Here is a 20,981-nt window from a genome sequence, read left to right as displayed (position 1 = left end):
GGGACCGTGGCGGCGTCTCACTCCGCGGCCTCGCCTTCGGGATACCGCGGCAGTCGACCCGACAGGTCGCTCCCCTCGACGAACGGCAGCGTGGCGAGCCCGGCGGCGACCTCCTCGCCGTCGACCCGGACCGAGAGGGTTACGCCGTCGTCGACGCGGGCGGGGAGGTCGAAGTCGACGAACGCGAGCGCGATCGGGCGGTCGAGCGAGGGGCTCTCGACGGCGCGGGTCACCTCGCCCACCGCCGCGTCGCCCGCGAACACCGCCGCGTCGCCCTCGGGCAGTTCGTCCGGGAGGAGGCCGACGAGCCGCTGGCTCGGCTCCCCCCGGTTTTCGACCTTCGAGACGATCTCCTGGCCGACGTAACAGCCTTTCTCGAAGTCCAGTCCCGACCGCGCGCCGACGACGTTCGGGATCCGGCCCCGGAGTTCGGTGTCGAACAGCGGCGTCCCCGCCTCGGTCGTGAGCGTCTCCCACGTCCGGTAGCCGACGGGGACGGCGTTCAGTCCGCGAACGAGGAGCGTGTCGAACACCTCCTCGGCCTCGTCGGCGGGGCAGACGATCTCGTACCCCTCTTCGCCCGTGGGGGCGTCCGCGGCGACGACCGTGACGCCGACGTCGGCCATCGACCCACGGACGAAACGAAGGTGCGGTTCGGGCGCGCTCGCGTGGTTGAGTACGGACGCGACCTTCTCGGTCGACTTCGGGCCGTGGACGCCGAAGACGCCGAACTCGGCGGAGGCGTCGCGGAGTTCGACGTCCTGGATGAACACCTTCTCGCGCCAGTCGTTTAGCAACGGTTCGAGCCGCGACGGCGGGGTGAAAAGCAGGAGGCGCTCGCCCGCGTTGTAGACGAACAGTTCGGTCTCGATCCGCCCCTGCGGGTCGAGCAACAGCGCGTAACAGCCCTTCCCATCGGAATCGGGGACGCGGTTCGATACGGCGTTGTCGACGAAGTCGACGCGGTCGTCCCCCTCGACGACGGTCACGCCGTACCCCATCTCGATGACGCCGACGCCGTTTCTGACGGCGCGGTGGGTGCGTTCCGGCCGACCGTAGTGGTCGACGACGTTGACCCCACCACGCTCGGTGAACGTCGCGCCATGTGTCTCGTGGAGGTCGCCTACGAGCGTCATACCGCTCGGGAGGGACGCGGAGGGGAAAACGGTAGGGAATCGTGGCCGAGCGTCTCGACGCCCGGGGCGGGCGGCGCGCCGTCAGTGGTCAAAAGCCGAGTCGCTCGCGGATCTTGCCGAGGAAACCGCGGTCGTCGTCCGGCGTCTCGCCGGGGTCGGGAACGACGCGGTCGGCCGGCATGATGCGGACGCGGTCGTCGTCGCCCTCTGCGGTGATGAGATCGTCCGCCTTCAGCCGGTCGAGCGCCTCGCCGATGGTGTCGATGTCGGCGTCGACGGCGGCCCGGAGCTCGTAGACGGTCATCCCCTCCGAGGCTCGGTCCACGAGGGCGTCGAGGACGGCGACGTCGATGTCCTTTCGCTTCCGGAACTCCCGACGCGCTCTCATACCTGTTGCATCGGGCGCGGATGGTTTATACTGTTGGCTGTCCGCGCCGCTCGACTCGCCTCTCGGGCCGACGCGCGTCAGCCGGGCGTCCGACGATGGAGTGGCGCCGAACCCGACGTAAACCGCGTCAGACGCCCGTCCGACGCCGGAGGTAGTTTTTTGCCGCCGACTCGGGTAGGGAACGGTAATGGGACTCAGGTGCCTGCTCGGACACGACTTCGGCCCGTCCGGCGTCGTTCGCGAGCACGAGGAGGATGGGAGCGAGATGGTGGTGACCGAACGCGAGATTCGGCGCTGCCGACGGTGCGGCGAGGAACAGGTGTTGTCGGAGAGTACCGAGGTCAGAGCCATCCGCACGGAGGCCGACGTGGGGATGGAACCGGACCGACGGGACGCCGAGGCGGTCGCGCCCGCGAGCAGCACCCAGGGTGCGACCGTGGGCGACACGGAGTCGGCTCCGGATACGACCGCGTTGCGAGAGGCCGCCGAGGGGGTCGCCGCCCCGGGCGACGACACCGGGGGGTCGTCGCCCGACGCGGCCGAGGACGCCGAATCGAATACGACGCTCATCGATCGAGCCGAAGCGGGCTTCGACGAGCCGACGGACCCCGACGAGGAGGACGCGGTCATCCTCGACGACGGGGACGAGCCGACAGCGCGCGGCCACGGCGAGTGGCCCGGCGGCGACGGTGGCTCCGGCCCCGGCCCGGCCGAGCCGGCCCCGGACGCCCGCCCCGGTGAGACGGGCGACGAAACCACCGACACCGGTGGCTCGCCGACCGACGACGACCCGACGATCGACACGCCCGACGAGGACGCGGCGCGGTCCGTCGCCGAGACCGCGGCCGAGGAGGATGCCGAACTCATCGGCGGTGGTCCCGACGACGGCGAGACGGAGCCCGACGACCCCGCGACCGGCGACGACAGCCCGGACGCCGGGGGGGCGTGGCCCGAACACGACGGCACCGACGAGGGCTTCGCGGCGACGGGTGCCACGGATGGCGGGCCGGGGATCGCGTACGGAAACGAGATCACGCCCCAGTCGACGAACGGCCAGAGCCAGTCTCGGACCGGCACCGACGACGGCTACGAGACGTCCTACCTCGACAACACCGTCGAGGAGCGCACCGGCGACGGGACGATCGTCAGCGCGGGGACCGCCGACGCGTCGGAGCCGGCCCCGGGCGTCGAGACGGAGTACTACTGTCCGAACTGCGGCCACGCCCGGCCGCCCGACTCGTCGCTCCGCTCCGGCGACATCTGTCCGGAGTGCCAGCAGGGCTACATCGCAGAGCGGGAGCGCTGACGGTCGCACCGCCGCCGAGTGACGAAACAGGTAAACCGTCCCCTGTCAAACGACGGAGCATGAAGGAGTACAAGATGCGTCGGGGGCAGACGCTCGAGGAGAACGCCCCGGACCTCAAAGCGACGATCGAGGGCTACTTCGGTCCCGTGACGGGCACCGATGAGTGGAACGGCAACGAACTGTACGTCGTCGACGAGCCGGACAACCCGGTGTTCAAGCGGATCGTCGCCGGCGCGGCGAAGTACAGCGGCAAGAAGGACCAACTCGCCGTCCACTTCGAGGAGCACGAGGCGGCGGCCATCTTGGAGAAGGGGCTCGAAGACCACGCACAGGACGCCGTCTCCGCGAAGAACGATTTCCTGCTCGAAGTGACGGGACGCGACGCGAAGTCCCGCCGCGACTCGATGAAACGAGCCGTCGAGGACGACGCACCGGACTACTGAACGCCCGCATTCGCAACGAGGTCGGCGCCAGCGCGCACCCAGCCGCTCCGACCGCCGCCCTGTGGACCGGTTCGGATAACTATTACTTCGCAAACGAGTAAATCCCCGTCGAATTTAATACTCAGGGAGGAGAATCGCACGGTGGGTATGACCCTCGACACCGTCCTGGTGGCCGTCGGGCCGTCCGACGCCGACCGATACGAGCGACTCGGCGAAGAGGCGATCGACATCTGCGGGCCGGCAGACGCGACCGTCGTCCTCGCACACGTCTTCACCGAAGAGCAGTTCGCGGAGACGCTGGACAGACTGGAGATCGAGCCGAACGCCGAGGAGGCGACACCGGGCAACGCCGCACGCCGGCACACGACGACCCGCGCACTCGGGAAGATGCTCGACGAGGCGGGCCTGGCCTACGAGGTCCGCGGCGGGGTCGGCGACCACGGCGAGGAGATCGTCTCGATCGCCACCGACACCAACGCCGACCTCGTCATCGTCGGCGGTCGCAAGCGATCGCCGGCCGGCAAGGCCGTCTTCGGGAGCACCGCACAGGAAGTGATGCTCGACGCGCCGTGTCCGGTAACGTTCGTCCGCGCGGACACGAAGTGAGCGCGGTCGGCCCTCACAGCAGGGTACAGGCCCGAAACGGCAGCCACCACGTCAGGGGTCTGTCCGGAGTCGTCGGCCGATCGGTTCCCGGATTCGATAGTCGGAACCACCCTGATTAAGTGCTCGGCGCGTGCCACTCGATACAATGACGTACTACGTTGGTGTCGACCTGGGGGCGACAAACGTCAGGGCGGTCGTCGCGGATTCGGAGGGGCGACTCATCGGGACCGCAAAGCGTGGCACGCCGCGCGGGCCGACGGGCATCGCCGTCACGGAGGCCGTTCTCGAAGTCGCCCGGGGTGCCTGTGACGACGCCGGCGTCGACCCCGAAGCCGTCGCCGCGGCGGGTGTCGGTTCGATCGGCCCGCTCGACCTCGCCGAAGGGGCCGTCGAGAACCCCGCGAACCTCCCCGATACGATCGACCGCATCCCGCTGACCGGCCCCCTCTCCGTGTTGCTCGACACCGACCGCATCTACCTCCACAACGACACGGCCGCGGGCGTCATCGGCGAACGCTTCCACTCGGAGCGAAACCCCGACGACGTCGTCTACATCACCGTCTCGACCGGCATCGGGGCCGGCGTCTGTATCGACGGACACGTCCTCTCGGGCTGGGACGGCAACGCCGGCGAGGTCGGCCACATGACCGTCGATCCCCACGGGTTCATGACGTGTGGCTGTGGCCACGACGGCCACTGGGAGGGCTACTGCTCGGGGAAGAACATCCCCCGGTACGCGTACGAACTATATCAGGAGGATCCGACGGTCGAGACGGCCCTGCCCGTCGACGACCCCGAGTTCTCCGCCGTCGACGTGTTCGAACACGCCGAGGACGACGAGTTCGCCGACTACGTGATCGACCAACTCTGTCACTGGAACGCGATGGGCGTCGCAAACGTCATCCACGCGTACGCCCCCATCGTCATCTACATCGGCGGGGCCGTCGCGCTCCGCAACCCCGACCTCGTGGTCGACCCGATCCGCGAGCGCGTCGAGGAGATGGTGATGGTCAACGTCCCCGACATCCAGCTCACGTCGCTCGGGGACGAGGTCGTCGTGAAGGGGGCGGTCGCGAGCGCGATGACCGGTGGGACTGGCGACCGTGCCAGACTGTAGGTCTGGCAGGCTCGTGCGTGTTTCCGCAGGCGGGATCGACGACCGCACACGGCTGTGAGGCCGCGCGGAATCGACGGTCGCCCCGCACGATCGCGGGGAGCGCTGTGTCCCGCGGTGGCGCGTGACGTCGCCGACCGGAGTCGGCGACTCACGCGCGAGGGACGAGTGAGCAAGTCGGCTGGGGAGGGTGTGGTATACCCGCGCTAGTGGCTGCTCTTGTCGTCTACCGTTCCTCCTCTGGGATGGACGGGTCGCCACGAACTCGAGACGGAGGGTACTCCCCAGCGACGTCAGCCGAGACGAGCCACGGCTTATGAGCCTCCGTCTCCAACCCCGGTCGTGCGCAGGCGCGACGTGCTCCGCGGGACGGCGGTCGGTCTCGGCGTCGGGAGCGCCGGGTTCGTCGCCACCCGAGCCGCGAGCGCCCACGAGGGAGGCGGCGACGGCGACGGCACGGTCGGCGGCGAGGCGAGCGAGGGGTACGACCCGCTCGGCGTGGTTGACGTCCCCGGCGCACGCGAGGCGGTCGTCGGCGACGGTCGGATCGCGTACGTCGCCACCGGGGACGGCTACGCGACCGTCGATCTCTCCGATCCGACCGAGCCGCGGATGCTGGCGCGCCGGACCGACCTCCGATCCGCGGAGGAGGACGGGCCGCTCGTGAACGTTCAGGACGTGAAAGTCGACGGCGACACGCTCGTCGTCGCCGGGCCCGCCCACCCCCGCCGGAACGCGCTCGCCGGAGTGGCCGTCGTCGACGTCTCCGAGCCCGCCGATCCCCGCGAGCGCGGCTTCTTCCCGACCGACTTCCCCGTCCACAACTGCGACGTCGCCGACGGGCGGGCGTACCTCACCGGCAACGACGGCGACCGCAACGCGCTCGTGATCGTCGACGTCGCTCGGGACTCCCCCGTCGAACTCGGTTCGTGGTCGTTGCTCAACGAGGACACCGCCTGGGGGTCGGTCGAATCGGCCCGCCGGACGCTCCACGACGTGACCGTCCACGACGGCGTCGCCGTCTGTGCGTGCTGGGACGCCGGCACCTGGCTGGTCGACGTCTCGGAGCCGGCCGACACGACGGTGGTCGGGCGTGTCGAGGCACCCACTCCTGGCGGCCTCCCGGCGGAGGGGCCCGCACCGGCGGTCACGGGACCGGGAAACCACCACTACGCGACGCTGGACGGGTCGGGGACGCTCCTCGCGGTCGGCAAGGAGAGCTTCGGGGTCAGCGTCGACGACGACGGCGACGGCTACCGGGACCGGACCGTCGGCGGCCCGAGCGGCGTCGACCTCTGGGACGTCTCGGAGCCGGCCGCCCCGGTCAGGGAGGCGGCGGTTCTCCCGCCGACCAGCGACGACCCGACGCGGCGGGGAACCTGGACGACGGCGCACAATCTCGACCTCCGAGGGGGGACGCTGTACACCTCGTGGTACCGGGGCGGGGTGAAGCGGCACGACGTGACCGACCCCGCGAGTCCGGTCGAGGAGTCGTGGTGGCACGCGCCCCGGGAGGCGAGTTTCTGGACCGCGCAGGCGGTCACGACGGGGTCGGACGGCTTCTTCGTCGCGGCGAGCCGCGGTGTCGACCCCGTCCCCGGCCGGCTCTACACGTTCCCCGACCGGCAGGGGTCGCAGTCGGCGCCTCCGTCGCTCGGGACTTCGTCCACGGAGACCCCCTCGGCGCCGACCGCCGACTCGAGCGTCACGCTGCCCGGGTTCCGTCCGCCGACTGGCCTCGCGGCGTTCGGCCTCGGTGGCTGGTGGCTGTGGCGGCGCAGCCACGACTGACCGGCGGTCGTCGGTTCGGCGGGCGGTGTATCGTGCGGGTTCGATTGCATCTTTCGTGTCCTTTGGCTTGTGAAACCGTAACCTACGCATAGCTGGACACCCAAACACCGGCAATGAGCGACGAACCGCTGAAAGAGCGCATCGAGACGTGGATGGTCGGGCAGATGCCGATCATCCAGATGCACGGCGGCGAGAGCGTCGTCCGCGAGGCCAACCCCGAGACAGGCGAGGTCGTCGTCGAACTCGGGGGGACGTGCTCACACTGCGGGATCAGCAACATCACGGCCCAGAACATCAAAGCCGACCTCATCCGCGACTTCGACGACGTCGACGACGTCGTCGTTCGGGTGCCCGACACGGGCGAGATGACCTCCGACACCGTCGAGGGCGGGCGCGGCGGCGAACTCCAGTTCTCGACCGAGGGCTCGGACCACTTCTGAGCGGGGCGGACCGTCGGGTCTGATCGACCCCGTCTCGCGCTAGTCCCGACCGTCGCCCCACCGGCACGTACTTGTCGCCGCCTCACGGGAGTTGACACGTATGTACGTCGACATCGGGAACGCACTGGAGACGACGCCCGGCGTCTCTCGCGACTCGCTCGAACGGCTCGACGACCACGTGGCGGCGGCACACGAACGCATCGAGGAGGGTCGAACGAACGCCGAACACGGCTACGCGGCGCTGAACCTCCCGGAGACGACCGACACGAACGCGATCCACCGCGCCGTCGAACCGTTCGAGGAGGCCGAGGCGTTCCTCAACGTCGGCATCGGCGGGAGCGCCCTCGGCGCGGCGACCATCTCGGCGGCGCTCGACTCCGACGTGGAGGCGTACTACCTCGACAACGTCGACCCGGTCCACACCGCGGCGGTGATCGACTCGCTCCCGCTCGACCGGACCGTCGTGAACGTCGTCTCGCGGTCGGGCACCACGGCCGAGACGCTCTCGACGTTCCTCGTCGTCCGCGAGGCGATGGATTCAGCGGGGGTGGACTGGACCGACCGGACACTCGTCACGACGGGCGAGGAGGGGAACCTCCGCCGGCTCGCCGAGAAACACGACCTGCCGTCGCTCCCGGTTCCCGACGGGGTCCCGGGGCGCTTCTCGGCGCTGTCGACCGTCGGACTGGCCGCAGCCGCCGTCCAGGGCCACGACCTGGAGGCGCTTCTCGCCGGCGGTGCCGACGCCGCCGAGTCGCTATCGGGGTCGCTGTTCGACTCGCCCGCGTACGCCTACGGTGGCGTCTCCTACGCCCTCGCGGAGCGTGGGGCGCTCACGAACGCGATGATGCCGTACGCCGAATCCCTCGAATACTTCGCCGAGTGGTTCGCCCAGCTGTGGGCCGAATCCCTGGGAAAGGACGGACTGGGACAGACGCCCGCCCGCGCCCTCGGTGCGACCGACCAGCACTCCCAGCTCCAACTGTACCGCGCCGGGCCCCGCGACAAGATGGTGACGCTCGTCCGGCCCCGCGAGTACGCCGACCGGGAAATCCCCGAGACCGATCTGGAGGGGCTGTCGTATCTCGGCGGGTCGTCGCTCGGCGAACTCCTCGACGCGGAGTTCGAAGCGACGGAGGCGTCGCTCGCCGCCGCGGGCGTCCCCAACGTCAGAATCGAGATCGACCACGTCGACGAGTACGCTCTCGGGGAGCTGTTGTACGGAATGGAGGCCGCCTGTGTCCTCTACGGGGAACTCGCCGCGGTGTCGACGTTCACCCAGCCCGCCGTCGAGTGGGGCAAACGCGCCGCCCGGGGACTCCTCGGCGGCGGCGAGTTCGCGGAAGCCGACGCGGTGGCGGACAAGACGCGGCTCGAGATCGACTGACGCCGGAGTGGCCGGGGGTGGCTGATCGCCGCCGTGTTCGAGCCGTTGGGGGAGACAGTGTACGCCATCGAGGCTCGAAACCGGAGGCTTGAATCCCACGTAGCCCGAATCTCCGGCCGATGGAATCGACCACGCGGAGCACACAGGAGGCCATCACGGGACGCCTCGCCAGCCTCGGACAGGCGGTGCTCGCGGTGTTCGCGGCCTTCCTCGTCGCGAGCGCGGTTGTCCCGCCGACCTCGGCGTTGCTCGTCGACGCGGGCGTGTTCGCACAGGAGAGCCTCGCACTCAACGTCGTCCGAACGGTCCTCCAGTTCGTCGGGTTCGTGATCGCGATCATCGGCTTCCTCGCGATCACGGACACGTGGCACCTCCTCCACACCCGCCGGCTCACGGCTCGAACCCTGTTACTCAGCGCCGGAGCCGTCGTCGTCCTCCTCGCGGCGCAGTTCGGCGCAGGTTTTCTCCTACAGGCGCTTGGTATCTCCTTCGGCGAGAACCAGGTCATCACGCAGGGCCGGGAGGCACCGGTGTACTTCCTCTACATGATCCCCGTGTCGCTGTTGCTCGTCGGCCCGATCGAGGAACTGCTCTTTCGCGGCGTCGTCCAGGGCGTGCTCCGGCGGTCGTTCGGCGTCCGCGCCGGGATCGTCGTCGCCAGCGGGCTCTTCGGCCTGGTGCACTGGATCGCCGTCTCCGGCGGGCCGACGGAGAAACTCGCGTACGTCGCCATCGCCGGAACGCTGGGGATCGTCCTCGGCGTGCTGTACGAGCGGACCGAGACGATCGCCGCCCCGGCGCTCGCTCACGGCGTCTACAACTCGGTGCTGTTCGTCATCCAGTACGTCGGCGCGACCGGTGCGGTGTGAGCGACGGGCGGGTGTGGCCGTCGCTGTCCGCTCGGCATCGAACGAGCCGAACACGACGGATCCGGACGCCGAACCCGGAACTACGACGGGTTCTTGCGCGTCAGTTCCGTCCCACAGATGGGACAGCGGTCGTGGTGTTCGTCGTACTCTCGACCACAGCCCTGGCACTGAAAGCGCCACTGGCGCTGCTCTGTGATCCCGTCCTGGGCGATCACCTCGCAGGTGACGGCGAGGTGATCGGCGACGTTTTGCATCGCGTAGTCGTCGGTGACGAGCGTCGCGTCGAGTTCGAACGCCGCGGCGATCAGCCGCGTGTCCGTCTCCGAGAGCACGCCGTCGTCGCCCGTCTCCCGGGCGGCCCGCCGGACCTTCGCGACGCTCTGGTCCGTCGGGATGTGGATGTGCATGCCCGCGCCCTCCATCGCCTCGAACCGCAGCGACGACTCGGCTTCGAGCTCCGCACGCACGGCCGGGATCGACGCGGTCCGGTCGTCCGTGTGGTAGTCGTTGATGAACGCCGACGAATCCAACAGTCGCATCGGGCGTTCTCTACTGGTTGACGACGATGTAGTCCTTGACGGCCTGGACGCTTCCGACCGGAACGTGGATGAGGTTCTCGTCGTCGGTCTCGAAGTCGCCCGAGACCTCGAGGTTCGGGTCGACCAGCAGGTCGTTCAGTTCGCCCGTCTTGAGATCCATCGTGATGTTGTACAGCGTGCCGAGTTCGGTTCCGTCCGAACCCATGACCGCCTTCCCCGAGAGGTTCTCCGCGAGTACCATACGCCCGCTACTATCGCCCGGCGATATAAACGCCACGGGGGTGGCTGACGGGCGTCAGACGGCGAGACGACGGCGTGCGCGCGGAGCCGTCGACCGGACGCCGACAGGGGCCAGCACACCGGGACCGAGGGCACGAACGGGCCCCGGTTCGCCCGCGCGTCGGTCGGGCGCGGTGGCCGGAGCCGCCCCGAACGGCCCCGTCGTCGGGGCCGTCGGGCGGGCGTGCGCCCGCGTTCGGCGTGACGATGGACTTAACTCTCCCCCCCGGCACCTCCCTCATACGGAACTTCTTCCGGGGTGACTCTCATGTCCGAATCCGACACCAAACCCACAGACACACTCCGCACCCCCATCGTCGCCGTGTTAGGCCACGTCGACCACGGCAAGACGAGCCTACTCGACACGATCCGCGGGTCGGCCGTCTCCGAGGGCGAGGCGGGGGCGATCACGCAGCACATCGGCGCGACGGCCGTCCCGCTCGAAACCATCTCGGGGATGGCCGGCAGCCTGGTGAACCCCGAGGACTTCGACCTGCCCGGACTCCTCTTCATCGACACCCCGGGCCACCACTCGTTCAGCACCCTTCGGTCCAGGGGTGGGGCGCTCGCCGACATCGCCATCCTCGTCGTCGACGTCAACGACGGCTTCCAGCCCCAGACCGTCGAAGCGATCGACATCCTCAAGCGGACGGGGACGCCGTTCGTCGTCGCCGCGAACAAGATCGACACGACGCCGGGGTGGAACCCCCAGGAGAACGCCCCCATCCAGCAGACGTACGAAGCTCAGTCGTCTCGCGCGCGCTCGATGCTCGACGAGAACCTCTACGAGATAATCGGCGACCTCTCCGACAACGGCTTTTCGGCCGATCTGTACTGGCGCGTCCAGAACTTCCAGAAGAACGTCGGCGTCGTCCCCGCCTCCGCGATGACTGCCGAGGGCGTCCCGGACTTGCTGGCCGTCCTGATGGGACTCTCCCAGCGGTACATGAAAGAGGAGATGCAGATCGACGTCGGCGGCCCCGGCGCGGGGACGGTGCTCGAAGTGAAAGACGAGCGGGGCTTCGGCACCACCCTCGACGTGGTGCTGTACGACGGCACCGTTCGCGAGGGCGAGACGATCGTCGTCGGCGGGACGAACGAACCCATCGTCACCGAAGTCCGGGCCCTCCTCAGACCCAGACCGAACGCCGAGATCCGCACCGAAAAGCGGTTCGAGCGCGTCGACGAAGTGACGGCGGCGTCCGGTGTCAAGATCGCCGCTCCCGACCTCGAAGACGCGATGGCCGGCGCGCCGGTCCGGGTGGTGCGCGACCGACACGTCGACGACGTCGTCGCCGAGGTCGAGCGCGAACTCGCCGAGATCGAGGTCGAGACCGCCGAGGAGGGCGTCGTGGTCAAGGCCGACACGCTCGGGAGCTTAGAGGCGATGGCGAACGCGCTCGACGAAGCCGAGGTGCCCATCCTCCGCGCCGAGGTGGGGGACGTCGCCCCCCGGGACGTGGCCGTCGCCTCGACCGCCAACGAGCCCAAACACAAGGTGATCCTCGCGTTCAACGTCGACGTGCTCAAGAACGCCCGGGCGGAACTCGACGTGAGTGACGTCCGCCTGTTCGACGACGACGTGATCTATCAGCTCGTCGAGGAGTACGAGGAGTACGTCGACGAGATGCAGCGCGCCCAGCAGGAGACGATCCTCGACAAGATCGTCCGTCCGTCTCGGTTCCGCGTGCTCGAAGACCACGTCTTCCGGCAGTCGAACCCGGCGGTCGTCGGCGTCGAGGTGATGTCTGGCACGTTGAAGAACAACCAGTATGTCGTCAAGTGGGACGGCGCCAAGCCGACACGGGTCGGCCAACTGAACGGCATCCAAGAACAGGGCGACGACGTGAGCGAGGCCCGCGCCGGCAAACGCGTGAGCGTCGCCATCGACGGGCCGACAGTGGGGAGACAGATCGACGAGGGCGACGAACTCTGGATCGACCTCCCCGAGAAACACGCGAAGATCCTCGAACAGGAACTCTCGAACGAGATCCCGGCGGACGAACTCGAAGCCCTGCAGTCGTATCTCGACAAACACCGCCGACGGGACCCCTTCTGGGGGAAGTGACGCCGTCTCCGGCGGCCCCGAGACCACCGGAGCGACCGACGCAACCCTCCTGTCTCCGCGTCAGACGCCCACCGATTTGGTCACCTGTAAGTTACGAGGACATTTTTCGACTGTTCGTATGAACCCGTGTGGATTCACGAGTGGACTTTGAACGAACCCTCCAGAAAATTTTTAGTCGAAACTCACGCTAGTAAGGAACGAGGTGAGACGGTATGAGCACGCAAACTACCCACGGACGCCGTAGCGTGGACGACCGCCGCTTCTCCCGGTACGATCTGTTCCTCGCGCTGTTGCCGTTGCCCGTGCTTTTCGGGCTGGTCGGGGCGACGGCCACCGCGGCGCCGTTATCGGCCGGTGCCGGCCTCGGTTCGGTCCCCTCCGTCCTCTTGCTCGCCTACGGCCTGTTCGTTGACGGCCCGTCGGCCCCCGGCGACGACTGAACCGGTCGTCGACGGTTCCGACGGTGGCCGCGCCCGGCGTGGACGCGTCGCTTGAGGCTCGCTAGGTTCTGGCGACCGACGGGACGGAACCGAACGGAGAGGAACGGAGCTATCGCGCGGTCGGCGTCAGATCGTCGCCGACGGTCGACATCACCTGGAACGCCGCGCTCGCGGCGAGTCCGCGGGCGACTTCGGTGCAGTCCTCCGCCGAGAGCCCCGTCTCCAGGTCGTCGGCGTCGGGCGTGAGTCCGGCGCTGACCGGGTGGCCGACCGGCGGGTGGACCGCGACGGTGGCTCGCGGCCCGCCGGAGCCGTGCGACAGTTCCGACCCGATGGCGTAGCTGTCGGGCAGGTACGTCCGCGTCTCCGCGACGATACCGGAGACGGCCTGTCGGAGCCGCCGTACTTCCGCGGGGGAGAGGTCGTCGACGTCGGACGAGGGTTGCCCTGCACCGACCACGCCCGGGGCACCCGCGTAGGGGTTGTTTCCGTTCATCAGACACCCACAGTACGGAAAGCGGCCGCAAAAAGCCGTCGGAGACGGTGATATACGCGATCGAGTTGACATTACAGGATCGGCTCACTCTCGCCGTAGGCGGCGAGGACCACCGCCGTTGTGTACGAGTCGCCGTCGTCGGGCACGTCGGCGGTGGCGACCGTCACCTCGGTGGTGTCGAACGTCCACTCGCGCAGTCGCCGGCCCTCGGCGAGGCCGCGCTCGACGGTCTCACGAACCGTCTCGGGGTCGTCGCCCGACGCCTCGTAAAACAGCCCCGGCCCGGGGCCGGTGGACCACCCGACGCCCGCACAGACCCGCGCCGCGGTGCCCGCCGCGGCCGTCGCGCGCGACTCGACGACCGTGAGGCGGTTGCCCGCCGGTCCGAGGTCGGGCGCGGTCTCGACCGGCGTGACCGTCGCGCCCGCGGGGATCACCGAGGAGACGCGGACGAGGTTGTAGTTGTGGACGTTGGCCGCGGCGAGGGCAGCGTCGTAGGAGGCCATCGCCGTCGCGGCCGTGGCGACGCCGCGGACGACGTGGATGGTGCTCATCGGTTCGAGTAGCGTGACGCGGGGAATAATGGGTTCCGATACGGACGCGTGGACGACGTTCCGGTTCGGACGCCGCCCCCGACCTGCGCCCGGCGTCAGTACTGGTAGTCGAGGCCGGGGATCTCGACGCTGTCGTCCTCGCTGAGCTTCTGTTTGGCGTCGACGAAGTCGGCGTGACTGACCGCCGTCCGACCGTCGCGGATGGCGAACATCCCCGCCTCGGTGGCGAGCGAGGCGATGTCGGCCCCGCTGTATCCCTCGAGGTCGCTCGCGATGGCCGTCGTGTCGACGTCTTCGGCGAGCCGCATGTCGCGGGTGTGGATGTCGAGGATGCGTGTGCGCCCCTCGGCGTTGGGGTGGGGCACTTCGATGAGGCGGTCGAACCGCCCGGGGCGGAGGATCGCCTCGTCGAGCATGTCGAAGCGGTTGGTGGCGGCGATGATCCGGATCTCGCCGCGCTCGTCGAAGCCGTCCATCTCGTTCAACAGCTGCATCATCGTCCGTTGGACCTCCGCGTCTCCGGAGGTCTTCGAGTCCGTCCGCTTCGAGGCGACGGCGTCGATCTCGTCGATGAAGATGACGGCCGGTTCGCGCTCGTGGGCGAGTTCGAAGAGGTCACGCACGAGTCTGGAGCCCTCGCCGATGAACTTCCGGACGAGTTCGGAGCCGGCCATCTTGATGAACGTCGCGTCGGTGTGATTCGCGACGGCCTTCGCCAGCATCGTCTTGCCCGTCCCCGGCGGTCCGTGGAGGAGCACGCCCGCGGGCGGGTCGATGCCGACGTCGCGGAACATCTCCGGGTTCTCGAGGGGGTCCTCGACGGCCTCGCGGACCTCCCGCACCTGGTCGTCGATCCCGCCGATGTCGTCGTAGGTGACGTCCGGGGAGGCGTCGACCTCCATCGCCTGCGCGCGGGCGTCTGTCTCGTCGGCCAGGCGGGTCTGGATGGCGAACGAGTCGTTGATGGCGACGCGGTCGCCGGCCTCGACCTCGCCTTCGAGCCGCGGCGACACCTCCGTGAGCACCTCCTGGTTGTTGCCGTGTTGTTTGATGATGACGCCGTCTTCGGTCCGTTCCTCGACCGTGGCGATGTACAGCGACGAGGATTTGAGGGTGTCGTTGCGGCGCTTGAGCTGGTCGACCTCCTCTTTCAACGCCGTGGTCTCTCCTTCGGCTTCGTCGAGGCGCTCGTCGAGTTCCTGGTTGACCGAGCGCATGCGTTCGTAGTGTTGTCTGATCGCCGAGAGCCGTTCCCCATCGGACATCTCCGGGTCCAGATCGAGGTGCGGACGCTCGGGTAGCGACGGGCTCCGTGACATTAGTTGCCGTTCCTATGAACGCGGTGTAAATGTGCCTTTGGGTCGCGGGAAACTTTCGTGGAGCGAGACACGTCCGCGCTCTCCTGTCGCCGTGGCCCTCAGAGCAGCGCGGCCACCTCGTCGAGGTAGTCGCCGTACACCGCCAGCGCGGACTCGATCGGGTCGGGTTCTGTGAGGTCGACGCCCGCGGTGCGGAGCACCTTGAGCGGGTACTCCCGGCCGCCCATCCGCAGCGCCTCGCGGTAGTCGTCGGCCGCGGGTTCGCCCTCGTCGAGCACCCGCTCGACGATGGCGACCGCAGCCGAGATACCGGTCGCGTACTGGTACACGTAGAAGTTATAGTAGAAGTGCGGGATGCGCATCCACTCGCGCTCGATGCGCTCGTCGGCGACCGCGGGTTCGTAGAACTCCCGCTTCAGTTCGCCGTACAGCGAGTCGAGGCGGTCGGGGGTGAGCGCGCCGTCCTCCTCGACGACCTCGTGGATCCGCAACTCGAAGTCGGCGAACATCGTCTGTCGGTAGAGCGTCGACCGGAACCGTTCGAGGTACTGGTCGAGGACGTGCATCCGGAACTCGTCGTCGTCGACGGTGTCGAGGAGGTGGTGCGTCAGCAGCGTCTCGTTCACCGTCGAGGCCACCTCGGCAGTAAAAATGTCGTAGCTCGCGTACTGCCACGGCTGGCTCTCGTTGGCGAGTTCGGAGTGCATCGAGTGGCCGAGTTCGTGCGCCAGCGTGAACATCGACTCGACGTCGTCCTGGTAGTTCATCAAAATATACGGCTGGGTGTCGTACGTCCCCGCCGAGAACGCGCCCGAGCGCTTGCCCCTGTTCTCGTAAACGTCGACCCACCGCGAGTCGAGCCCCTCGGCCATCCGTTCTCGGTACTCCGTTCCGAGCGGGGCGACCGCGTCCGTGATGTACTCGACCGCCTGATCGTACTCGACGGTGGGCGACTCCTCGCCCGTGAGCGAGACGTACAGGTCCCACATTCGCAGGTCGTCGAGGTCGTGGGCGTCGCGCTTCAGTTCGGCGTGGTAGTGGAGGTGATGCAGGTGCTTGCGGACCGTCTCCAGCAAGGTGTCGTACACCTCGACGGGGACGTTCGGGCCGTTCAGCGCGGCCTCGCGGGCGGTGTCGTATCCGCGGACGTTCGCCATCTTGACGTCCTTCGTGACGCTGTTTTTCAGCGCCGACCCGACCGTGTTTCTGACGTCCACCCACCGGTCGTAGAACTCCTCGTGGACCCGCCGCCGGAAGTATCGGTCGGGGTGTTTCTGGAGCTTCGTGAAGTTCGCCTGGGTGATCTCGACGGCATCCCCGTCGGGGTCCTCGACCGTCGGGAACTCCATGTCGGCGTTGGTGAGCATCGTGTAGACGTCGCTCGCCGCGCCGGTCACCTCCGAGAGGTCCGCCAGGAGCTCCTCCACCTCGGTCGAGCGCGTGTGCGGCTTCATCCGGAGCACGTCGTCGAGGTAGTGGTCGTACGGCTCCAGGCCGGGCTCCTCGTCGACCAGGTCGGCCACCTCGTCGCGCGAGAGCGCCTGGAGCTCGGGCTCGATGTACGAGACGGCGCTCTGTGCCTCCGCCGAGAGCGACTGGGCGCGGGCCGACAGCGCCTGGAACTCCTGGTTGCGGGTGTCTTCCGCGGAGCGGAGGTTGGCGTACGAGACCACCTTCGAGAGCTCGCGCATCACCGCCTCCTCGCGTTCGAGCGCCGCGAGGAGCGTCTCGCCGTCCTCCGTCACCCGGCTCTCGTACTCACGGAGGTCGGGGATGCGCTCTTTCACCTCGGCGAACGCCGCCTCCCACTCCTCGTCCGAGGCGTAGATGGAGTCGAGGTCCCACTTGTACTCGGCCGCGATCTCTGATCGTTCGGGAACCGAACTCATGCGCGGACGGAAGGTGCGGGCGAGCCTAAGGGTTGTCCCCGCGGCATCCGGTGGGAAAGACACACGGGCGTCGAACACCCACTCCGGGCGATGACCGACCCGATCGCCGTCTGCCCCGACCACGGCCCCCACGCGACGGCCGTCTGCCCGCGCTGTGGGGCCCGGGGGGAGCGACTCCTCGGCGGCCGCCGCAGACGCCGGCTCTCGACGTTCTGCTCGGGCGCGCTCAGGCATTTCCCCGACGACGCCGGCATCACGCTCGACGAGGCGGGCTGGACCCCGCTCGACGCCTTGGTCGACGCCGTCGATCGCCAGTACGACTGGGCCGGCGACCGCGAGGTCAGGGCGGTCGTCGCCACCGACCCCAAGGGCCGGTTCGAGACCCGCGACGCCGGCGACGGCGCCAAGATCCGCGCGGCGTACGGCCACTCGGTCGACGTCGATCTCGACCGCGACCGCGAGGGGGACCCGGACGACGGCGTCCCGGAGACGCTCTACCACGGCACGGCAGCCCGGAACCTCGACGCGATCTCCGACGAGGGGCTGCGGCCGATGGGTCGGCAGGAAGTCCACCTCTCGGGCGACTCCGAGACCGCCGCGTCGGTCGGCCGCCGTCACGCCGACGCCGAGTCGGTCGTGCTCGCCGTCGACGCGGACGGGCTGGCCGCCGCCGGATTCGAGATCAGGACGCGCGGACGCGAGACCTACACGGTCGCCCGCGTCCCACCCCGGTTCCTGTCGCGCGCCGGAACGACGTGACCGCGCGGGCCGAGTGTGCGACGGGATCGCACGACGGGAGGCGGAGCCCCCGTCTTTTTGCCCTGGGCCGACGATTCGCCGTTTATGAAGGTACTCTTGGGAATCGGCGGGACGGACGACTCGCTGGCGGCGCTGGAGCAGACCGTCGACCGGGCGGTCGAGGCCGGCGACGACCTCACGATCGGCGTGGTCGACAACCCGGCCACGGAGCTGTCTCGCGAGGAGGTCGAATCCCGCGTGCGAACGGTCGTCGACGAGGCCGAACTGGACGCCGAGGTGCGCCACCTCGACGGCGATCCCGGGAGCGCGCTCGTCCGCCTCAGCGAGGAGGAGGGGTTCGACAAGATCGTGATCGGCGGCGGCCAGCGGAGCCCGATGGGCAAGATCAAGATCGGCGGCATCGCCGAGTTCGTCCTCCTGAACGCACACGTGACGGTCTCACTGGTCCGATAATGAGCGACAGAGTCTACCCGGACGAGCCGTCGGGACCGTTCGAGGCACCGCCGCTCGGCTTCGAGGACGGCGAGGGCCGCGAGATCGAGATCAGACCGTACGACGGGAGCGACGAGGAGCGGGAAGCGCTCGTCGAGATGTACGAGGCGTTCGACCCCGCCGACCGCGCCCAGGGCATCCCGCCGGGCAAGGAAAAACGGATCCGCGAGTGGCTCTCGAACATCCTCGACGGGGACTGTCTGAACGTGATCGCGTGGGACGGCGACACCGCCGCCGGGCACGCCACGCTCGTCCCCGACGGCGACGCGTACGAACTCGCCATCTTCGTGCTCCAGGCGTACCAGCGGTCGGGCATCGGGACACGGCTGATGCACGCCCTGCTCGGCTACGGCTCCGCGGAGGGCGTCGAGCAGGTGTGGCTCACGGTCGAGCGGTGGAACCACCCGGCGGTGAACCTCTACCAGTCGGTCGGGTTCGAGACGAGCGACACCGAGAGCTTCGAGCTCGAGATGGCCATCCGGGTGTAACCGGCGGTCAGACCGGACTGCCGCCCACGGGCCGGGTCGTCACGCGGGCTCACTCGGCCGCCGCGAGGTCCAACTCCGCGAGCAGCCGCTGGATCTCGTCGATCTTCGCCGCCTGTTCCTCGTTGGCGGCGGCGACGTCCGTGATCCGCTCGGCGACCCGCTCGGCCTACGCTGCGGTCTGATCGACCGTGGCAGCACTTCTTCGGTGTAGGCGGCCTGCTGGTCGGTCGCGTCGGCGACCTCCTCCGCACCCATCGCGGCCTCCTCGACCGCCGCGCTGAGGTTCGAAACCTCGCTTGTGACCTCGCCCATGCTGTCGGACTGCTCGTTCGCGAGGTCGCTGATCTCCTGTGAGCTCCAGGCGACCTGGTTGGATGCCTCCATGAGTTCCCGGAGCGCGCTCGCGAGTTCCGCCACCGTCTCCGACGTGCCGATATCGCTGTCGTCGATGACGTCCGCGTCGGACCGCTGCTGGCTCTCGATTGAGGGTGTTCGTCAGTCCCGGAGGAGTGACGATAAATAACGGTTACGAAGAAATTTCTCTTTTTTGAGAACACGTGCCGTCGATATCGCAGTCCGACAGTCGGGGTCGGAGAAACGCGTTCCGGAGCGCCACCGGGACCGCAACACATCTACCCCTGGTCGCCTTTCACCGGCTCATGACCGAGGATCGACAGGCCACGTTCGGGGCCGACGGGAGCCTCGACACGGAGACGCCACCCGAGGCGCGCGAGGGGACGACCGACCGCGGGGAGCCGAAGGGCGAACACGAGACCGACGGCGGCTACAACCGGTACGACGTCTCCAGCCTCCTCCAGAAGGCGGTGCGTCGCTCCGACGAGCGCGTGGCCGCGTGGGCGGCGTGGGAACTCGCCCGGTCGGGGTACGCGTGGAACCTCTGGGATCGGCTGAACCTGTACGTCGTCGAGGACCTCCGCGCCGGCCAAGACGTGGCGCTCCTCGTCGAGCGCTACGAGGAACTCGCCACCGACCGTTGGGAACCCGATTCGTGGAAGGGGCGGCTCTGTGCCATCCACGCCGCGCTGGCCTGTGCTCGCGCTCGCTCGTCGCGCGAGGCCGCCAACGCGGACGAGTGCTTCGGACGGATCGCCGACCGCCGCGCCGACGCCACCAGCGACGGGGTGGAGCCGCCCGTCGACTTTCCCGTGGGCGACCTCGGTCCCGACGGGGAGTTCGACGTGATCTTCGACCAGCACACGGGCGAGGGCGCTCGGCGGGGCCGGGGGACGCGCTTTTTCAAGACGCGCGGCGCGCGGGTCGGTCCCGACGAGGACGGCGAGGAGAGCCGCCGCTGGCAGCGGCTGGCGATGGTGCTCTCGGACGTCGACTACTCCGAGGCCGAACTCGACCACGCGCTCGCGCCGGTCTCCGGCGAGGAGCCGTGGGACGAACCGGGCGACGGCGACCTTCGCGACTGACCGACGCGCCGGCGGTCACCAGCTCTGCAGCCCGGCCTCGAAGAGGTAGACGACAAGCCAGTTGGCGAATAAGAGCGTCGCGTACGCGACCGCCGGGACGGCGACCGAGCCGGTCCGCTCGTCCGTGGCGGCGGCGACGCCGAGCACCGCGAGGCGCGTGAGCGCGAACAGGCCGCCAGCGACCGATCCGACCGCGGCGACGCCCGAGAGGACGACGAGCGCGACGGGGACTAATACCACCCGTCCTGTCAGATGGCGGGAGCCGTGCCAATTGCTAACGTTCATTACTGTCGAGGGACAACAGCCGCGAGACATCGCAGATGACCGAGAACCGACCGTCGTGTCCCGTCGAGACGCTGTCGCTGTCGCGCGAGGAACAGTGGACGCTCCACCACGTCCTGCTCGACCGACTCGGGTTCGGACGCGACGTGACGGCGACCGCGGCGACCGGGGTCGACCGTGCGCCCGCGGGCGCGGCGGTCCGCCGGGCGTTCGAGACGCTCGACGCCGGAGAGCGGCGCTACACCCTCGCGGAGCTCGAAGCGATGCAGGGCGTGGTGGCGACGTACCACCACAGCCCGACGTGGTGGGAGGTCGAACGACCGCGGCTCGAACGGCTGTTACACCAGGTCTCGACGCGGATCGAGCGGAGCCGCGGCTCGTGTCGTGCGGACGACTGCTGTCGCTCGTAGCGGCCGCCGCGGCGCGCCGGGCCCCTCGGTCGGGAAAGCCACCGTGG

The 20,981-nt window shown here is 68.9% G+C and carries 25 protein-coding genes; 15 read left to right on the top strand and 10 right to left on the bottom strand.

Annotated elements, in window-relative coordinates; translation table 11 throughout:
* Positions 1-17: 17 nt before the first annotated feature.
* Both ygfZ and NKJ07_RS14505 read right to left on the bottom strand, forming a co-directional pair.
* Positions 18-1,136, bottom strand: coding sequence for a CAF17-like 4Fe-4S cluster assembly/insertion protein YgfZ (gene ygfZ, locus NKJ07_RS14510; RefSeq protein WP_318567519.1), 1,119 nt, complete (start codon positions 1,134-1,136; stop codon positions 18-20).
* An 88-nt stretch (positions 1,137-1,224) separates the two neighbouring features.
* On the bottom strand, positions 1,225-1,524 hold the full coding sequence (locus tag NKJ07_RS14505) for a DUF6432 family protein (protein ID WP_318567518.1): 300 nt from the start codon (positions 1,522-1,524) through the stop codon (positions 1,225-1,227).
* Positions 1,525-1,711: 187 nt separating this feature from the next.
* Here NKJ07_RS14505 and NKJ07_RS14500 point away from each other — a divergent pair, with 187 nt between their 5' ends.
* From NKJ07_RS14500 to NKJ07_RS14465, 8 genes are all read left to right on the top strand, one after another.
* Positions 1,712-2,830, top strand: a complete 1,119-nt coding sequence (locus NKJ07_RS14500; protein WP_318567517.1) for a zinc ribbon domain-containing protein — start codon at positions 1,712-1,714, stop codon at positions 2,828-2,830.
* A 59-nt stretch (positions 2,831-2,889) separates the two neighbouring features.
* Entirely contained in the window at positions 2,890-3,273 is a 384-nt protein-coding gene (locus tag NKJ07_RS14495) for a DUF5611 family protein (protein WP_318567516.1), read from the top strand.
* Positions 3,274-3,420: 147 nt separating this feature from the next.
* Complete coding sequence (locus NKJ07_RS14490) at positions 3,421-3,879, top strand: universal stress protein (protein ID WP_318567515.1); 459 nt, start codon at positions 3,421-3,423, stop codon at positions 3,877-3,879.
* Positions 3,880-4,024: 145 nt separating this feature from the next.
* Positions 4,025-4,996, top strand: a complete 972-nt coding sequence (locus NKJ07_RS14485) for an ROK family protein (protein WP_318567514.1) — start codon at positions 4,025-4,027, stop codon at positions 4,994-4,996.
* Positions 4,997-5,335: 339 nt separating this feature from the next.
* The gene (locus NKJ07_RS14480) at positions 5,336-6,784 is read left to right on the top strand and encodes an LVIVD repeat-containing protein (protein WP_318567513.1); all 1,449 of its coding nucleotides are present in this window, start codon (positions 5,336-5,338) and stop codon (positions 6,782-6,784) included.
* 113 nt (positions 6,785-6,897) lie between these two features.
* Entirely contained in the window at positions 6,898-7,224 is a 327-nt protein-coding gene (locus NKJ07_RS14475; RefSeq protein ID WP_318567512.1) for a NifU family protein, read from the top strand.
* A 100-nt stretch (positions 7,225-7,324) separates the two neighbouring features.
* A complete protein-coding gene (locus tag NKJ07_RS14470; protein WP_318567511.1) occupies positions 7,325-8,611 on the top strand; it encodes a glucose-6-phosphate isomerase in 1,287 nt (428 codons plus the stop codon).
* A gap of 119 nt (positions 8,612-8,730) precedes the next feature.
* Entirely contained in the window at positions 8,731-9,480 is a 750-nt protein-coding gene (locus NKJ07_RS14465; protein ID WP_318567510.1) for a CPBP family intramembrane glutamic endopeptidase, read from the top strand.
* A gap of 80 nt (positions 9,481-9,560) precedes the next feature.
* Here NKJ07_RS14465 and NKJ07_RS14460 read toward each other — a convergent pair whose 3' ends face one another.
* Together NKJ07_RS14460 and NKJ07_RS14455 are read right to left on the bottom strand one after the other, a co-directional pair.
* Positions 9,561-10,019 (bottom strand): NOB1 family endonuclease, encoded by a 459-nt coding sequence (locus NKJ07_RS14460; protein ID WP_318567509.1) that lies wholly within the window; start codon positions 10,017-10,019, stop codon positions 9,561-9,563.
* 10 nt (positions 10,020-10,029) lie between these two features.
* Positions 10,030-10,260, bottom strand: a complete 231-nt coding sequence (locus NKJ07_RS14455; protein ID WP_318567508.1) for a PRC-barrel domain-containing protein — start codon at positions 10,258-10,260, stop codon at positions 10,030-10,032.
* A gap of 306 nt (positions 10,261-10,566) precedes the next feature.
* On the opposite strand from NKJ07_RS14455, the gene infB reads away from it, so the two are divergent.
* Both infB and NKJ07_RS14445 read left to right on the top strand, forming a co-directional pair.
* Complete coding sequence (gene infB / locus NKJ07_RS14450; protein ID WP_318567507.1) at positions 10,567-12,366, top strand: translation initiation factor IF-2; 1,800 nt, start codon at positions 10,567-10,569, stop codon at positions 12,364-12,366.
* 212 nt (positions 12,367-12,578) lie between these two features.
* Positions 12,579-12,806, top strand: a complete 228-nt coding sequence (locus tag NKJ07_RS14445; protein ID WP_318567506.1) for a DUF8015 family protein — start codon at positions 12,579-12,581, stop codon at positions 12,804-12,806.
* A 109-nt stretch (positions 12,807-12,915) separates the two neighbouring features.
* Here the strand turns inward: NKJ07_RS14445 and NKJ07_RS14440 are convergent, their stop codons facing one another.
* The 4 genes from NKJ07_RS14440 to pepF all read right to left on the bottom strand — a co-directional run bounded on the left by NKJ07_RS14440 (position 12,916) and on the right by pepF (position 17,064).
* Positions 12,916-13,302 (bottom strand): DUF5811 family protein, encoded by a 387-nt coding sequence (locus NKJ07_RS14440; RefSeq protein WP_318567505.1) that lies wholly within the window; start codon positions 13,300-13,302, stop codon positions 12,916-12,918.
* Positions 13,303-13,373: 71 nt separating this feature from the next.
* Entirely contained in the window at positions 13,374-13,856 is a 483-nt protein-coding gene (locus tag NKJ07_RS14435; RefSeq protein WP_318567504.1) for a pyruvoyl-dependent arginine decarboxylase, read from the bottom strand.
* A 95-nt stretch (positions 13,857-13,951) separates the two neighbouring features.
* Positions 13,952-15,175, bottom strand: a complete 1,224-nt coding sequence (pan2, locus tag NKJ07_RS14430; RefSeq protein ID WP_318567503.1) for a proteasome-activating nucleotidase Pan2 — start codon at positions 15,173-15,175, stop codon at positions 13,952-13,954.
* A 98-nt stretch (positions 15,176-15,273) separates the two neighbouring features.
* Complete coding sequence (pepF, locus tag NKJ07_RS14425; protein WP_318567502.1) at positions 15,274-17,064, bottom strand: oligoendopeptidase F; 1,791 nt, start codon at positions 17,062-17,064, stop codon at positions 15,274-15,276.
* A gap of 90 nt (positions 17,065-17,154) precedes the next feature.
* On the opposite strand from pepF, the gene NKJ07_RS14420 reads away from it, so the two are divergent.
* From NKJ07_RS14420 to NKJ07_RS14410, 3 genes are all read left to right on the top strand, one after another.
* The gene (locus NKJ07_RS14420) at positions 17,155-17,823 is read left to right on the top strand and encodes an RNA 2'-phosphotransferase (protein WP_318567501.1); all 669 of its coding nucleotides are present in this window, start codon (positions 17,155-17,157) and stop codon (positions 17,821-17,823) included.
* A gap of 84 nt (positions 17,824-17,907) precedes the next feature.
* The gene (locus NKJ07_RS14415; RefSeq protein ID WP_318567500.1) at positions 17,908-18,276 is read left to right on the top strand and encodes a universal stress protein; all 369 of its coding nucleotides are present in this window, start codon (positions 17,908-17,910) and stop codon (positions 18,274-18,276) included.
* The gene (locus tag NKJ07_RS14410) at positions 18,276-18,803 is read left to right on the top strand and encodes a GNAT family N-acetyltransferase (RefSeq protein WP_318567499.1); all 528 of its coding nucleotides are present in this window, start codon (positions 18,276-18,278) and stop codon (positions 18,801-18,803) included. Before NKJ07_RS14415 ends, NKJ07_RS14410 begins: the two co-directional genes overlap by 1 nt.
* Before the next feature lie 39 nt (positions 18,804-18,842).
* Here NKJ07_RS14410 and NKJ07_RS14405 read toward each other — a convergent pair whose 3' ends face one another.
* Positions 18,843-19,220 carry a hypothetical protein gene (locus NKJ07_RS14405; RefSeq protein WP_318567498.1) on the bottom strand — a complete coding sequence of 126 codons (378 nt, stop codon included), beginning with the start codon at positions 19,218-19,220 and terminating at the stop codon, positions 18,843-18,845.
* Between the two features lie 242 nt (positions 19,221-19,462).
* Between NKJ07_RS14405 and NKJ07_RS14400 the strand changes: the two genes are divergently transcribed.
* A complete protein-coding gene (locus NKJ07_RS14400) occupies positions 19,463-20,242 on the top strand; it encodes a hypothetical protein (protein WP_318567497.1) in 780 nt (259 codons plus the stop codon).
* A gap of 15 nt (positions 20,243-20,257) precedes the next feature.
* Here the strand turns inward: NKJ07_RS14400 and NKJ07_RS14395 are convergent, their stop codons facing one another.
* Positions 20,258-20,482 (bottom strand): hypothetical protein, encoded by a 225-nt coding sequence (locus NKJ07_RS14395; RefSeq protein WP_318567496.1) that lies wholly within the window; start codon positions 20,480-20,482, stop codon positions 20,258-20,260.
* An 80-nt stretch (positions 20,483-20,562) separates the two neighbouring features.
* Here NKJ07_RS14395 and NKJ07_RS14390 point away from each other — a divergent pair, with 80 nt between their 5' ends.
* Positions 20,563-20,934: a DUF7853 family protein gene (locus NKJ07_RS14390; RefSeq protein ID WP_318567495.1), complete on the top strand. Its 372-nt coding sequence runs from the start codon at positions 20,563-20,565 to the stop codon at positions 20,932-20,934.
* Positions 20,935-20,981: the final 47 nt, after the last annotated feature.

The organism is Salinigranum marinum (assembly GCF_024228675.1).
GTDB lineage: Archaea > Halobacteriota > Halobacteria > Halobacteriales > Haloferacaceae > Salinigranum > Salinigranum marinum.
The sequence above is the reverse complement of the archived record's forward strand: the minus strand, read 5'-3'. Positions and strand labels throughout refer to the sequence as shown.